Below are 14433 nucleotides of genomic sequence, written 5' to 3'. Positions count from 1 at the left end.
AGGCTGCGCGACGCCAGACAAGGTGTGGCAACGGGCCAGTTTGGCATGGCAGCAGTTTCAAAAACGCTGAACATCGTTTCACGGTCGCGTCTGGGCGGTTGCCCGGCGTCCGGACGAGTACGGTGATCAAGCCGCGCTCGCGCCGCGGCGGCGGCCGCCCGACCATCGCCGATGTCGCCCGCAAGGCCGGCGTCGGCGCCATTACCGTATCGCGCGCATTGCGTGAGCCGGGGCGTGTCTCGGAAGATCTGCGCCGCCAGATCGAGTCGGCCGTGAACGAGCTCGGCTATGTGCCCGACCCGAATGCGCGGGCGCTGGCTTCGGCGCGCGCCGAGGTCTTTGGCGTTCTGGTGCCGTCGCTTACCAACAACGTCTTTGCCGAAGTGGTGCGCGGCATCTACGACAGCCTGTCCGACGGCCCTTTCCGGATTCAGCTCGGCAACACCCACTATTCCGGCCTCGAGGAAGAGCGGCTGCTGCAGGTGTTTGGCCCGCAACGCCCGGCGGCGCTGATCGTGGCCGGCATCGACCAGACGCCGGCCTCGCGAAAACTGCTGGAAACGGCAGGCTGTCCGGTGGTGCAGGTGATGGAGACCGGGCCCGATCCGGTCGACATGATGGTCGGTTTCTCACATTTCGAGGGCGGCAAGGCGGCTGCGGAACATCTGATCGAGGCAGGCTATCGCCGGATCGGCTTTATCGGTGCGCGCATGGATCCGCGTTCGCAGCGGCGGCTTGCCGGCTATCGCGCGGCGATGGAGGCGGCCGGCCTGTTCGATGCGCGGCTTACCACCACCACGCCGGTGCCCTCCAGCGTCACCCTCGGCCGCGAATTGTTCCGCGACGCGCTGGCCAAGATGCCGAGCCTCGACGGCGTGTTCTGCAACAATGACGATATCGCCCTCGGGGTGCTGTTCGAATGCCATCGCGCTTCGATCGCCGTGCCGAAGACGATCGGCATCGTCGGCTTCAACGATCTCGACATGATGGAGGTGGCCTTTCCGTCGGTCACCAGCGTTCGGACCTACCGCTACGAGATCGGCCGGCGGGCGGTCGCCATGGCGCTTGCGGCTATCGAAGGCAACAGGCCAGAGCAGCGGGTCGTCGACCTTGGCTTCGAACTCAAGCGACGTGAGAGCACGGCGCGCTGAAGCGAGCCTCGACGCAATGGCGCTTTACACTACGTCATGGTAGCGCTACCAGTTGTCGCCGGGCGGTACTTCGCTCAGAAGATGGGGGCTGTTTATTATACATAAGCGACAGCTCATGCTTGTTTATTATGTATAATATGATAGTTTTTGTGGGACTAGCCGGACAGCAAAGGAGGGGATCGGGTCGGCATTCGGCCACCTGAACGCGCGACGGGTACGGCGGGAGGTGCCGGGCCGGAAACGCGCAAATTCATCGGCGTAACAACAAACAAACTGCAACTGGGAGGAATATCGATGATCAAGTCACTCGTTGGCGGTATCGTTGCCGCCACTGCTTTCGTCATGCTGAGCTCGTCGGCGATCGCCGATCCTGAAATCGTCAAGGGGCCATCGGCCGAGCCTGACTGCTTCGCGCCCTGGTCGGCCGATACGCAGTTCTTCAAGTTCCCCAAGAAAGATGGCCCGTACCGCATCGCTCTGGCCAACGGCTATATCGCCAACACATGGCGCATCCAGATGGTGCAGACGGCGAAGGCCTATGCAGCGCAGCCGGCGGTCGCGGCCAAGCTCAAGGAATTCAAAGTGGTCTCGACCGGCGAGGACGTGCCGGCCCAGATTTCGGCAATCAATAATTTCATCGATTCCGGCTATGACGCGATTGTCGTCAACGCCCAGAACCCGACCGCGTTCGGCCCGGTCATCAAGCGGGCCAAGGAAGCCGGTGTGGTGCTGGTCGCTTTCGACAACATCCTCGACACCAAGGATGCCATCAACGTCAATGTCGACCAGAAGGGCCTTGGCGAATTGTGGGCCAACTGGCTGGTCAAGCACGTGCCGAACGGCGGCAAGGTGCTGGAAGTGCGCGGCGTCGCCGGCACGTCCGTCGACACCGATCGCCACAACGGCATCCACGAGGTTCTCGACGCTTCCGGCAAGAAATGGGACGTCACCGAGGTCGTCGGCAAGTGGGATGACGGCGTTGCGCAAAAGGCTACGGCCGATGCCATTGCCACCAACGGCCCCTTCGACGGCATTACCGGACAGGGCGGCGATACCGGCATCGTGCAGGCGATGATCGATGCCAAGCATCCGTTCGTGCCGTTCGGCGGCGAGACGGAGAACGGCTTCCGCAAATTCTGCGCCAAGTTCGCCGCTGACGGCCTGAAATGCTCGTCGGCCGGTACCGGCCCGGCGCAGGTCGCGGTTGCCATCAAGACGGCGATTGCAGCACTTGAAGGCCAGGTCGTGCCGCAAGCGGTCAAGCTGCCGCTGGCGATCGTCGAGGATCCGAACTTCAAGGCAGGCCAGGACTACTTCCCCGACCAATCCGACAATTTCTTCGTCGGCAATTCCTTCCCGACCTGCGGCATCAATTTCACGGCGCAGGAAATCATGGGCCAGAGCAAGGAAAACCAGTAAACTCCGACAGCCCGACGCCGCGGGAGATCCCGCGGCGTCGGCGCTCGACATCCTGATTGCCAAGCGCCTGGGGAGGGCCGATGGACGGTGCGGTTCCGCTCTTCCGCATGGAAGGCATATCCAAGCGCTATGGCGGCGTGCGGGCGCTGGAGAAGGCCGAACTGTCGGTCACTCCAGGCAGCATCCACGCCATTCTCGGCGAGAACGGCGCCGGCAAATCGACGCTGATCAAGGTCATGGCGGGGGTTGTTGCGCCCGACGAGGGCCGCATGATGCTGGACGGAAGCGAAGTTACCTTCGTTTCGCCGGCCGCCGCCAACCAGGCCGGCATCGTCTGCATCTTCCAGGAGCTGTCGCTCGTCCCCGAACTCAGCGTTGCCGACAACATCGTCATTTCCGATCCGCCGAAGCGTTTCGGCATGATCGACCGCAAGGCGCAGCGCCGCATCGCCGAAGAAGCCCTTGCTCGCGCCGGCGCCTCCGATATCCATCCGCTGGCGCTGGTCAAGGATCTTCCTCTTTCAAGAAGGCAGATGGTCGAGATCGCCAAGGCACTGGCGCGCAAGCCACGCATCCTGATCCTGGACGAGGCGACCTCGGCGCTGACCGCGGCTGACGTCGCCAGGGTTTTTGCCGTGTTGAAGCGGCTGCGTTCGGAAGGGCTGGCGCTGCTCTATATATCGCACCGCATGAACGAGATCGCCGAGCTGGCCGACCAGTGCACGGTGTTCCGCAATGGCCGCAATGTCGCCAGCTACGCGGCCGGTACAAAAAGCGACAACGAGGTCGTCGAGCTGATGATCGGGCGCGAATACAGCCACATCTTTCCGCCCAAGCCCGCGCGGGCGGCTGCCGCAGCCACGCCGGTTCTCGAGGCGCGCAGCCTGTCCTGGACGGATCGGCTGCACGATGTCTCGCTATCGGTCGGGGCGGGCGAGGTGGTCGGGCTTGGCGGCCTCGACGGCCAGGGCCAGCGCGAATTGCTGCTCGCCTTCTTCGGTGTGCTGCGTGGCCTGTCGGGCCAGATCCTGATCGACGGCAGGCCGGTGGCGATCGCCAGCCCGGCCGCGGCGCGCGATGACCGGATCGGCATGGCGCTGATCCCGGAGGACCGCAAGACCGAGGGGCTGATGCTGCCGATGACGGTGCGCGAAAACCTCTCATTCGCTGCCCTCGACCGGCTGTCCAGGGCCGGCATCATCGATCGCGCCGCCGAGCAGCGGCTGATCGACGATATGGTGGGTCTCCTGGCGATCAAGACCGCCGGCCTCGACATTCCGGTCGGCGCGCTATCCGGTGGCAACCAGCAGAAGGTCGTCATCGCCAAATGGCTGATGCGGCAGCCGCGCATCATCCTGCTCAACGATCCGACGCGCGGCATCGATGTCGGCACCAAGCAGGAGCTTTACCAGTTGATGCGCAAGCTTGCCGACCAGGGTGCGGCGATCCTCTTCTATTCGACCGACTATGACGAGCTGATCGGCTGCTGCGACCGCGTGCTGGTGCTCTATGACGGCGCGGTCAAGCGCGAACTGGTCGGCGCCGAAATCACCGAGCGGGCGCTGATCGCCAGCGCGCTCAACATTCACGAAGAGATGCCAAAGCAAGGAGCGGACGCGTGAAGGATTGGCGCTACTGGCTTGCCGAACAGCGCGGAACGCTACTGGCGTTCGGCATCTTCGTCGTCATGTTCGTCATCTACACCTCGAACCATCCGGCGGGCTTCACCGCCAACGTCGTGCAGACGGCCTCGAACAAGGGCGTGCTGCTCGCCTTCGTCGCCATGGCGCAAACGCTGGTGGTGATCACCGCCGGCATCGATCTCTCGGTCGGGATGATCTTCACCCTGACCAACTGCCTGGCGTCGTGGCTGGTCGTCGGCACCGGCATCGAGACCGCCGTCGGCGTCATCGCCGTGCTCGGCACCGGGCTGCTGTGCGGGGCAATCAACGGCGCCATCGTCATCTATGGACGCCTGCAGCCGATCGTCGCCACTATCGCCACCGGTGCGGTCTATTTCGGCATTGCGCTGCTGCTGCGGCCGTTTCCGGGCGGCTCGGTCAATGAGGGGCTCGCCGATGCGCTGACCGGGCGCCTGTTTGGTATTGTGCCGGCGAGCCTGGTGGCGCTGCTGGCGGTCGTGCTTGTCGTCTGGGTGCCGTTCAGCCGGTCGGTGCTCGGCCGCGCCGCCTATGCGGCCGGCTCCTCGGAGATGGCGGCCTACATGTCCGGCGTGCCGATCCGGCGTGGAAAGTTCGCCGCCTATGCGCTTGCCGGTCTGCTTGCCGCGATCGGCGGGCTGTTCCTGACGTTCTTCACCTATACCGGTGATGCGGCCTATGCCAGCGGCAACGCCTATACGCTGTTTTCGATTGCCGCGGTCGTGCTTGGCGGCGTGTCGCTGTTCGGCGGCAAGGGCAGCGCCATCGGCGCGATCTTCGGCGCGCTTGCCTTCCGCACCATCGGCGACCTGCTGTTCGTCTTCGATTTCGATCCGCTCTGGCAGCCCCTGTTCCAGGGCGTCATTCTGCTGATCGCGGTCAGCCTCGGCGCCTTCGCCCTGTTTCGGGTCCGCAACCGGCTGGAGTGGTTCCTGTGAGCGAAACGACTGTGAGTGGTCTCGCCGGCCGCATGCCGAAATTCCTCCGCCGCGCCGACCCGGCGGTGCTGACGGCGTTCGCCTGTATCGTGCTGCTGCTGTTCCTCGGCAGCCTCTATTCGCGCAGCTTCCTGTCGCCTGAATACCTTTTGCAGCAGCTCAAGGTGGCGTCGTTTCTCGGCGTCATCGCGACCGGCATGATGCTGGTCATCCTGCTCGGCCAGATCGACCTGTCGGTGCCCTGGTCGGTGGCGGCCGGCGCGATGATGGCCTGTGCCGCGGCCGCATACGGCCCGGTCGGCGTGGCGCTTGCCATTCCGTTCGGCATCTTCTGCGGTGTTCTGATCGGCATCGTCAACGGCATCGGCGTCGCCTATCTGCGCATTCCCTCGATGATCATCACGCTTGCCACCAACGCCGTCGCGCAGGGGCTGATGGTGGTCTACACGGGCGGTTTCTCGCCGCAGGATTCGGCGACCGGTGCGATGCGCTATCTGGCGACCGGCTTTGCCGTTCCTGCCGTGCCCAACGCCGTCCTCATCTGGGCGCTGATCGGCGCCGCAATGGTGTTCGTGCTGACCCGCACCGGCTTCGGCCGCACCGTCTACGGCATCGGCAATCGCGAGCGCGCAGCCTATCTTTCCGGCATCGATACAAGGCGCGTAGTGATGATCGCCTTTGCGGTTTCGGGCGGGCTCTCCGCCTTCGGCGGCGTGCTGTTGGCCGGCTATGCCTCCAAGGCGGCACAGTCGATGGGCGATGCCTATCTGCTGCCGTCGATCGCCGCGGTGGTGCTCGGCGGCACCTCGATCCTCGGTGGGCGCGGCTCCTATCTCGGCACAGTCGCCGGGGTAATCCTGATCACGCTTCTGCAGTCCATTCTCTCTGTCATGCAGATGCCGGAGGCGGGACGGCAGATCATCTACGGCGTCGTCATCGTCGCCATGCTGCTGCTCTATGGCCGCGCGCCGGCAAGCCGCTGACCTGCATGACCGGTAAAGACGTGGCATATAAGCCGGCGAGCACTGTTCGAACGGTACCCGCCATCGTGGTGATGGGCGTTGCCGGTTGCGGCAAGTCGGTTGTCGGCGAAGCGCTTGCAGCGGCATTGGGCGCCGTCTTTATCGAAGGCGACAGGCTGCATCCGCCCGAAAACGTCGCACGCATGGCGAGCGGCCAGCCGCTCACCGACGCGCTGCGCGAAGGCTGGCTCGACGCGATCGGCCAGCGAATGGCCGCGTCGGTCGCAAGCGGGCAAGGTGTGGTCGCCGCCTGCTCAGCGCTGAAACGCAGCTATCGTGATCGCCTGCGCGGCTTTTGCGCGGATATCGTTTTCGTTTACCTGGAGATCGACCCGGCAACAGCAAAACAGCGCGTCGGCAATCGCAAGGGTCATTTCATGCCGGCAAGCCTGGTCGACAGCCAGTTCGCCACGCTTGAGGCGCCAGCGGCGGACGAGGCGGCAATGACCCTGGATGGCACGCGTCGGGTCGCCGACACCGTCGCGACCGCCTTGAGCTCGCTCGCGCGCTAGAGTGGTTCATCGTTTCACGGAAACGCCGAACCGCTCTATCTCTTTGTTTTTGCGCAATTCCGGACGGAAAACCGTTTCACACTTTTCCTGGAATTGCTCTAGATTTGCGACGTCAGCTCGACCGGGAAATCGTCATTGTCGGCGTCGCGCATGGCCGCGAGGCTGCGGTTGTCGAGCACCTCGGCGATTGCCTGACGGACCTCCAGCATCATGTGCCGGACCTGGCAGGTCGCCTCGTCGCAATCCTCACAGCGCTGGTATTGCGTGCGGCTGGCGCAAGGGATCGGCGCCAGCGGCCCGTCGAGGACGCGCACGACATGGCCGATCTTGATCTCGGAGGCTGGCCGGGCGAGGCGGTAGCCGCCTTCCTTGCCCTTGCGGCTCTGGACGAAGCCGGCGTTGCGCAACTCGCCCAGGATGGCATCCAGAAATTTCTTGGGGATGTTGTTGGCGACCGCAATGTCGTTGACGAATGCGAGCTGGCCGACTGGCAGGCCTGACAGATGCACGAGGGCCTTGAGGCCGTATTTGCCTTTTTTGGTAAGCATGCCCGAGTCAACCCATAAAGCCCCAACCACCCGCATCTGGCGGCTGTTTGTGTGCAAATAATGACGGTTTGGCCGTACGATGCCGTTCGTGCAGACAGGCCACCCGACGACATATTGCGCGCAAACGCGTTGATTCTTCGTAACGTTTTGGCGGGCGGGCGGTCCGGAACGTGCGGAAACTGCAATTTCGGCGGGCAAATGAAGAAAAGCCGGCAAACGCCGGCTTTCAATCAGTTCGCGAGGTTGGCGACGTCAGCGGCTGCCGTAGGTCTGGTCGAGCAGGCTGCCCGCTGCAAAATGCTCGGCCTGAACCTTGGCCCAGCCGCCGAAGACGTCCTCCACCGTCAGCAGGCGGACATTGGGAAACTCGGCCTTGTATTTGGCGGCGACCGCCGGGTCGCGTGCCCGCAGGCCGTTGCGGGCGGCGATGTCCTGGCCCTCCGGCGTATAGAGGAAGTCGAGATAGGTCTTGGCGAGGTCGCGTGTGCCGTGCTCGTCGGCGACCGTGTCGACGATCGCCACCGGAAACTCGGCCAACAGGCTGACCGAGGGCGTTACCTGCTCGAATTTGTCCTCGCCATACTCCTTGCGGACGCCGCGCGTTTCCGACTCGAAGGTGATCAGCACGTCGCCGATCTCGCGCTGCACGAAAGTGGTGGTCGCAGCGCGTCCGCCGCTGTCGAAGACCGGCACGTTGTTAAACAGCTTTGTCACAAACTCCTTCACCTTGGCATCGTCGCCCTTGAAGGCTTCCTTGGCGTAGGCGGTGGCCGCGAGGTAGGTGTAGCGCGCATTGCCCGATGTTTTCGGATTGGGGAAGATCACCTGGACGTCGTCGCGCACGAGATCGTTCCAATCCTTGATGTGCTTCGGATTGCCGGCGCGCACCAGGAAGGACGGCAGCGAATAGAAGGGCGAGGCGTTGTCCGGAAAGTCCTTCTGCCAGTCGGCGGAGATGAGGCCCTTCTTGACCAGGAAGTCGATGTCGATGACCTGGTTGAACGTGACCACGTCGGCGCCGAGGCCTTCGGCAATGGCGCGTGCCTGCGCAGACGTCCCGGCATGCGACTGATCGATGGTGACGCCTGGGTGCGCGGCGACGAACGCCTTGTTGACCTGTGCAAACAGTTCGCGGCCGACATCGTAAGAAGCGTTCAGCAATTTGTCGGCCGACCAGGCTTGGGAGGATGCGAGGAACAGGCCGGCCAACGTGGCGACGCCAAGCAAAAATCGCTTCATAAAAACAGGGCTCCTTGAAACACCGTACATCGAATGGAATGCCGAAGAATAGTCGGGCAGTGCTCGACGCGACGAGGCATGCCGGTCGGATCTATGGCCTGGCTGCGAGAAAAGTATTGCTGAAATGGCCCATTACTGGAATTTTCTTCCAAGCGGCCGCATTTCGACGCGTTCTGCCGCCCCCGGTCGTTTCCACACTTCCCTGGTCAGGCTGCGAAATAGATACACATTGTGTATGCGAATGTGCTACAGGTAGGAGAGAGGAGCCCTTATGACAAAGACTACACCAGAGACCCATGCCAAGCCTGTCAATCTCCGCATCCGAGAGGATGTGCGTGTTCTGATTGATCGCGCCGCGAAAATGCGCGGGAAAACCCGTTCCGAGTTTATGATCGATGCCGCCTACCGTGCGGCCGAAGACACGCTGCTCGACCAAGCGCTGATCAAGGTCGATCCCGAGAGTTACCAGCATTATCTCGGCATTCTTGATGCGCCACCGAGCGGTGAAGGTTTTGCACGCCTGATGAATGCGCCCAAGCCCTGGCAGGACTAATGCTGTCGGCGCCCACGCCCCTTGCCGACAACCACGATCTCGAACTTTTCCAATGCGGGACCGATAACCTGGATCAATGGCTTCGTCGCAGGGCGCGGATCAACCAGATCAGCGGCGCCTCGCGTACGTATGTCGTGACGGAAGGCGTGCGCGTTGTCGGCTATTACTGTCTCTCCTCGGGTGGGCTTGATCTTGCGGAAGCTCCAGGCGCCATTCGCCGCAACATGCCGGATCCTGTTCCGATGGTCGTACTCGGGCGTCTCGCCGTGGACGCAAGCTGGCAAGGGAAGGGACTAGGCGCAGCGCTGTTGCAAGATGCCGTTCTGCGCACCGGTCATGCCGCGACGATCCTCGGGATTCGCGGCATTTTTGTTCATGCCATATCGGCTGAAGCGAAAGCTTTCTATGAGCACTACGGCTTTTCGGCTTCCCCGAAGAATCCGATGACCCTTGTGCTTTCGCTAAAGGCGCGTTGAAGGCGATGTCGCTCTGCATGAAAGCGCGACCGCATTTCGGATCCACAATTGCCTTGTAGCTAAGCAGCCGGAAAAAGCTTCCACCGCCGCGGCCTAAAAGCCACTCGACTTTTCTGCGCCGCCGGATGATCGACGGGCAATTCGATCTCGACCCGCTGCCGCTCGCCGCCGATTTCGAGCTCGACCCGCCTGGTGCCGGCGACGCGGCGGCTGGCGGCGACCGTGCCGGCGATGCAGCCGTTGCATTCTTCCACCAGATCGACGTCGTGCGGGCGAAAGAACAGCGTCGCTTCGCCTTGCGGTGCGTGCGGCGCGGAAAGCCCGATCGGCCGGTCGGCGATCCAGACCTGGCCGTCCTCGACCTTGACGGGAAGCGAGCTCGATTCGCCGATGAAGCCGTAGACGAAGGGCGAGTTCGGCGTGTCGTAGATCTCGTCGGCGGTGCCGACCTGCTCGATGCGGCCCTGGCTCATCACCACGACGCGGTCGGCAAGCTCCAGCGCCTCTTCCTGGTCATGGGTGACGAAGACCGTGGTGTGGCCGGTGGCGTCGTGGATGTCGCGCAGCCAGCGGCGCAGTTCGCGGCGCACCTGCGCGTCGAGCGCGCCGAACGGCTCGTCGAGCAAAAGCACGGCTGGTTCGATCGCCATGGCGCGGGCCAGCGCCACCCGCTGGCGCTGGCCGCCCGAAAGTTGCGCCGGATAGCGTTTTTCCAGACCGGAAAGCTGAACGAGGTTGAGGAGTTCCGAGGCGCGGCGGCGGATTTCCTTCGCCGACGGGCGTGACGGCCCGTGCCGGACCTTGAGTCCGAAGCCGATATTGTCGGCGACCGTCATATGGCGAAACAGCGCGTAGTGCTGGAAGACGAAGCCGACATTGCGCTCCTGGATCGACTTTTGCGAAGCATCCTCTTCGCCGAAGAAGATCTTTCCGCGGGTCGGCCGCTCCAACCCGGCAATCAGCCTGAGCAGCGTCGTCTTGCCGGAACCGGAAGGTCCCAGCAGAGCGATCAGTTCTCCCGACTTGATGTCGAGCGAAACGTCGTGGAGGGCCGGAAACCGCTCAAACTCCTTGCGCACGTTGGCAACGCGAACTTCCATGCAAATCCCTTTTGTAGTTGATGCATGTCGTTATCCCAAAACCGGTTCCCAGTTTTGGGCGACATGCATTTTGTCAGTGTCCGCGCGTCGCGGCGATCTCGGCGCCGTAGCGCATCTCGAGAAGTGTTTTCAAGACCAGCGTGACGAGCGCCAGGCCGGCAAGCAGCGAAGCGACGGCAAAGGCGGCGGCGGCATTGTACTCGTTATAAAGGATTTCGACATGCAGTGGCATGGTGTTGGTCAGCCCGCGTATGTGGCCCGACACAACCGAGACCGCGCCGAACTCGCCCATCGCGCGGGCATTGCACAGCAGCACGCCGTAGAGCAATCCCCATTTGACGTTGGGCAACGTCACATACCAGAACGCCTGCCAGCCATTGGCCCCGAGCGACAGGGCTGCCTCCTCGTCGCCGTTGCCTTGTTCCTGCATCAGCGGGATCAATTCGCGGGCGACGAAGGGGAAGGTGACGAAGATCGTGGCAAGCACGATGCCCGGCACGGCAAACAGGATGACGATGCCATGCGCCTTGAGCCAGGCGCCGAGCAGGCCTTGCGCGCCGAACAGAAGTACATAGACCAGGCCGGAAATGACCGGGGAGACCGAAAACGGCAGGTCGATCAGCGTGGTCAGGAACGCCTTGCCCTTGAACTCGAACTTGGCGATCGCCCAGGCGGCGGAAATACCGAAGACGACGTTGAGCGGCACCGAGATCGCCGCGACCAGAAGCGTCAGGCGGATCGCCGAGCGCGTGTCCGGTTCACCCAGCGCCTGTGTGTAGGCCTCGATGCCTTTGGCGAAAGCTTCCTTGAAGACGATGATCAGCGGCAGGAGCAGGAAAATGCCGAGGAAGGCAAAGGTCACGATCATCAGCACGGTTCTCGCCGTGCGGCTTTCGGTCACTGCCGGCGACTGGCTCTCGTGGTGCGGCGCGTAGGATTTGATCTCCGGGTCAGCCATAGCGCTTGCGGCTCCAGGTCTGCACCAGGTTGATGACCAGCAGCATCACGAAGGACAGCGCCAGCATGATCGCCGCGATCGCGGTCGCCGCGGCGTAGTTATATTCCTCCAGCCGGATGACGATCAGAAGCGGCGCGATCTCGGATTTGAAGGGCAGGTTGCCGGCGATGAAGATGACGGAGCCGTACTCGCCGACGCCGCGTGCGAAGGCCAGCGCGAAACCGGTGACGATAGCAGGCGCCAGTCCGGGTAGCAGAACGCGGCTGATGATCTGGAAGCGATTGGCGCCGAGCGTGGCGGCCACTTCTTCTACCTCCTTGTCGATCTCCTCCATGATCGGCTGCACGGTGCGCACGACGAAAGGCAGACCGATGAAGACCAGCGCGATGACGATGCCGAGCGGCGTATACGCGACCTTGATGCCGAGCGGCGTCAGCAGGCTTCCGATCCAGCCGTTCGGTGCGTAAAGCGTGGTCAGCGCGATGCCGGCAACCGCCGTCGGCAGCGCGAAGGGCAGGTCGACCATGGCATCGACGATGCGGCGGCCTGGAAAGCTGTAGCGCACCAGCACCCAGGCGACGATCGTGCCGAAGACGACGTTGACGGCGGCGGCAATGAAAGCGGTGCCGAAGCTGATTTCAAGCGCGTTGATGGTGCGGCGGTCGGTGACGATCGCCCAGAAGTCGGTCCAGCCGAGCGCCGCCGAGCGCCAGATCAGCCCGGACAGGGGAATGAGGATGATGATGGTGAGGTAGGCAAGCGAGAAGCCGAGCGTCAATCCGAAACCCGGAATGACGCTCGGCTGTCTGAACCGCCACCCCGCCTTGGCGGGTGCTGTGGTCATGTCGTCCTGATCTAAATGCTACTGGGCCGGCTTGTAGATCTGGTCGAATATACCACCATCGCCGAAATGATAAGGCTGTGCCTTCTTCCAGCCGCCAAAAAGCGGGTCGTCGATGGTGATCAGCTTGATCTCAGGCAGCTTGGCCAGGTCCTCCGCCGGCACCAGGTCGGGCTTCGACGGGCGATAATGGTTCTTGGCGATGATCGTCTGGCCTTCCTTGGAATAGAGATAGCTCAGATAGTCTTCGGCAACTTTCCGCGTGCCTTTGGCGTCGACATTGGCGTCGACCACGGCGACCGGCGGCTCGGCCAGGATCGAGGTCGGCGGGTAGACGATATCGAAATTGTCGGCGCCGAACTCGTCGAGCGCCAGATAGGCCTCGTTTTCCCAGGCGAGCAGCACGTCGCCCAGCCCTTTTTGCGCGAATGTCACGGTGGCGCCGCGCGCACCGGTGTCGAGAACTGGGACATGCGCGTAGAGATTGCCGACGAATTCCTTGGTCTTGGCCTCGTCGCCGCCATCCTTGGCGCTGGCGTAGGCCCAGGCGGCGAGATAGTTCCAGCGCGCGCCACCGGAGGTCTTGGGATTCGGCGTGATCACCTGGACGTCGTCCTTGACCAGATCGCCCCAGTCATGGATGCCCTTGGGGTTTCCCTTGCGGACGAGGAAGATGATGGTCGACGTGTAGGGCGCCGAATTGTTTTCGAATTTCGTCCGCCAGTCGGGATTGATCCTCTTCGCTTTCGAGACAATGGCGTTGATATCGCCTTCGAGCGCCAGCGTCACCACGTCGGCATCCAGCCCGTCGATCACGGCGCGCGCCTGCGCGCCGGATCCGCCATGCGACTGCTGGACGGTGACCGTCTCGCCTGTCTCGGCCTTCCAGTGGGCAATGAAGGCCTCGTCGAATTGCTTGTAGAGCTCTCGCGTCGGATCATAGGACACGTTGAGAATGGTGGTGTCGGCAAACGCGAAACCGAGCGTGCCGAACTGGACAGACGTGGCGACCAGTGCGCCGAGCAGTTTCCTGAAATGAGGTTTGGTCATTTCCGCCTCCGTTGAACTCGCGCCAAATCTACCGAATTGATAGAATTTAGATGCATTCAATGTTGCCTTTTTTGGCCTATTGAAGCAATTTTTCGCCTACTTTCGGCGATGCGAGAAACTATTTTCCCCGCATGGACCATGATCGCGCTCCCGACGCGATTATCTAGAGACGGCTAGCTCTTCGACAATGGCTGCGTCGCGTCCGAAGGTTTCGGCCGGCTATTCGCCGGTAACGGGAAAGTTGAAGCGCTCTCTTGGAAACGGCTCGTTTTCCAGCGTGAAGTGCCACCATTCGCGGGCGTAATTCTTGAAGCCGCCGGCGCGCATCGCCTCGACAAGTTCTTTGCGGTTTGCCGCCGCTTCACTGGCGAGCGGCCTATGAGCCGTTTCGCTCGCCGGATCGAAACAGTCGAAACCAGTGCCGAAGTCGAGCGTGTCGGCATTCGTCGCGCCGCAGGCCGGTTTCGGAGCGCTCTTGCGGTCGGCCTGCTTGTGGTCGATCCGGGCGATCGCGACATCAACCGTCGATCCGCGCGAATGGGTGGACAGTTCGCCGATATAACCCTTGGCGATGAGATCCTTGCGCTTGACCTTTGGGTACCATTGCGGGTCCGGTGGTCCGCCCGTTTTTGTCCATTCACCCATGTCGGAGACAGCCCGCGCAGGGCGATAGCAGTCGAACACGACCAACGTCAGCCCTTCGGCAGCAATCGCTTTCTGCACTGCCGAAAGCGCTTGCGCCGCTTGCCTGGTGAGGACACATGCCGGCGCATCGTAGCCGCTTACCTTGCGATGCAGGAAGTTTTCGAGGCCGGCATAGCGGATATCCTGCCGGATACTGGGATCGATGTCGGCCAGCCGAACAAAGCCGGCGGGGAGGGCGTCAGCAGAGGCCGAGGAAATACCGGCGGCCGAAAGCAAGGCGTAAAACCCAATCCCCTGAATCACCTGCCGGAAACTATTCA

At 62.7% G+C, this 14433-nt stretch carries 15 protein-coding genes; 8 read left to right on the top strand and 7 right to left on the bottom strand.

The genetic code is table 11. The annotated features are described in order from the left end of the window. Positions 1-122 precede the first annotated feature (122 nt). From gntR to NKJ40_RS05725, 6 genes are all read left to right on the top strand, one after another. Positions 123-1151: an HTH-type transcriptional regulator GntR gene (gene gntR, locus NKJ40_RS05750; protein ID WP_352465247.1), complete on the top strand. Its 1029-nt coding sequence runs from the start codon at positions 123-125 to the stop codon at positions 1149-1151. Between the two features lie 294 nt (positions 1152-1445). Beyond that, complete coding sequence (locus NKJ40_RS05745) at positions 1446-2570, top strand: sugar ABC transporter substrate-binding protein (protein WP_352453282.1); 1125 nt, start codon at positions 1446-1448, stop codon at positions 2568-2570. Between the two features lie 80 nt (positions 2571-2650). Continuing rightward, positions 2651-4192: a sugar ABC transporter ATP-binding protein gene (locus tag NKJ40_RS05740; RefSeq protein ID WP_352465246.1), complete on the top strand. Its 1542-nt coding sequence runs from the start codon at positions 2651-2653 to the stop codon at positions 4190-4192. Beyond that, positions 4189-5169: an ABC transporter permease gene (locus NKJ40_RS05735; protein WP_352465245.1), complete on the top strand. Its 981-nt coding sequence runs from the start codon at positions 4189-4191 to the stop codon at positions 5167-5169. Before NKJ40_RS05740 ends, NKJ40_RS05735 begins: the two co-directional genes overlap by 4 nt. Beyond that, positions 5166-6152, top strand: coding sequence for an ABC transporter permease (locus NKJ40_RS05730; protein ID WP_352465244.1), 987 nt, complete (start codon positions 5166-5168; stop codon positions 6150-6152). Before NKJ40_RS05735 ends, NKJ40_RS05730 begins: the two co-directional genes overlap by 4 nt. Positions 6153-6223: 71 nt before the next feature. Then, the gene (locus NKJ40_RS05725) at positions 6224-6703 is read left to right on the top strand and encodes a gluconokinase (protein ID WP_352465371.1); all 480 of its coding nucleotides are present in this window, start codon (positions 6224-6226) and stop codon (positions 6701-6703) included. 98 nt (positions 6704-6801) lie between these two features. Here NKJ40_RS05725 and NKJ40_RS05720 read toward each other — a convergent pair whose 3' ends face one another. Next, a complete protein-coding gene (locus NKJ40_RS05720) occupies positions 6802-7251 on the bottom strand; it encodes an RrF2 family transcriptional regulator (protein WP_006202816.1) in 450 nt (149 codons plus the stop codon). Between the two features lie 252 nt (positions 7252-7503). Continuing rightward, complete coding sequence (locus tag NKJ40_RS05715; RefSeq protein WP_352465243.1) at positions 7504-8490, bottom strand: sulfate ABC transporter substrate-binding protein; 987 nt, start codon at positions 8488-8490, stop codon at positions 7504-7506. Between the two features lie 271 nt (positions 8491-8761). Between NKJ40_RS05715 and NKJ40_RS05710 the strand changes: the two genes are divergently transcribed. Then, on the top strand, positions 8762-9043 hold the full coding sequence (locus tag NKJ40_RS05710) for a type II toxin-antitoxin system TacA family antitoxin (protein ID WP_352465242.1): 282 nt from the start codon (positions 8762-8764) through the stop codon (positions 9041-9043). Continuing rightward, positions 9043-9519, top strand: coding sequence for a GNAT family N-acetyltransferase (locus NKJ40_RS05705; protein ID WP_352465241.1), 477 nt, complete (start codon positions 9043-9045; stop codon positions 9517-9519). The genes NKJ40_RS05710 and NKJ40_RS05705 overlap by 1 nt, the downstream gene beginning before the upstream one ends. Positions 9520-9578: 59 nt before the next feature. On the opposite strand, the gene NKJ40_RS05700 is transcribed toward NKJ40_RS05705, so the two are convergent. From NKJ40_RS05700 to NKJ40_RS05680, 5 genes are all read right to left on the bottom strand, one after another. Beyond that, entirely contained in the window at positions 9579-10619 is a 1041-nt protein-coding gene (locus NKJ40_RS05700; RefSeq protein ID WP_352465240.1) for a sulfate/molybdate ABC transporter ATP-binding protein, read from the bottom strand. Between the two features lie 73 nt (positions 10620-10692). Beyond that, complete coding sequence (gene cysW, locus NKJ40_RS05695; protein WP_292658912.1) at positions 10693-11577, bottom strand: sulfate ABC transporter permease subunit CysW; 885 nt, start codon at positions 11575-11577, stop codon at positions 10693-10695. Further along, on the bottom strand, positions 11570-12421 hold the full coding sequence (gene cysT / locus NKJ40_RS05690) for a sulfate ABC transporter permease subunit CysT (protein ID WP_352465239.1): 852 nt from the start codon (positions 12419-12421) through the stop codon (positions 11570-11572). Before cysT ends, cysW begins: the two co-directional genes overlap by 8 nt. An 18-nt stretch (positions 12422-12439) precedes the next feature. Next, positions 12440-13468, bottom strand: a complete 1029-nt coding sequence (locus NKJ40_RS05685) for a sulfate ABC transporter substrate-binding protein (RefSeq protein ID WP_352465238.1) — start codon at positions 13466-13468, stop codon at positions 12440-12442. 219 nt (positions 13469-13687) lie between these two features. Continuing rightward, the gene (locus tag NKJ40_RS05680; RefSeq protein ID WP_352465237.1) at positions 13688-14389 is read right to left on the bottom strand and encodes a M15 family metallopeptidase; all 702 of its coding nucleotides are present in this window, start codon (positions 14387-14389) and stop codon (positions 13688-13690) included. Positions 14390-14433 lie beyond the last annotated feature (44 nt).

The sequence above is a fragment of the Mesorhizobium sp. M0119 genome, assembly GCF_040322615.1.
Classification (GTDB): Bacteria; Pseudomonadota; Alphaproteobacteria; order Rhizobiales; family Rhizobiaceae; genus Mesorhizobium.
Note: the sequence above shows the minus strand (reverse complement) of the source record. Positions and strands in the feature narration are given on the sequence as shown.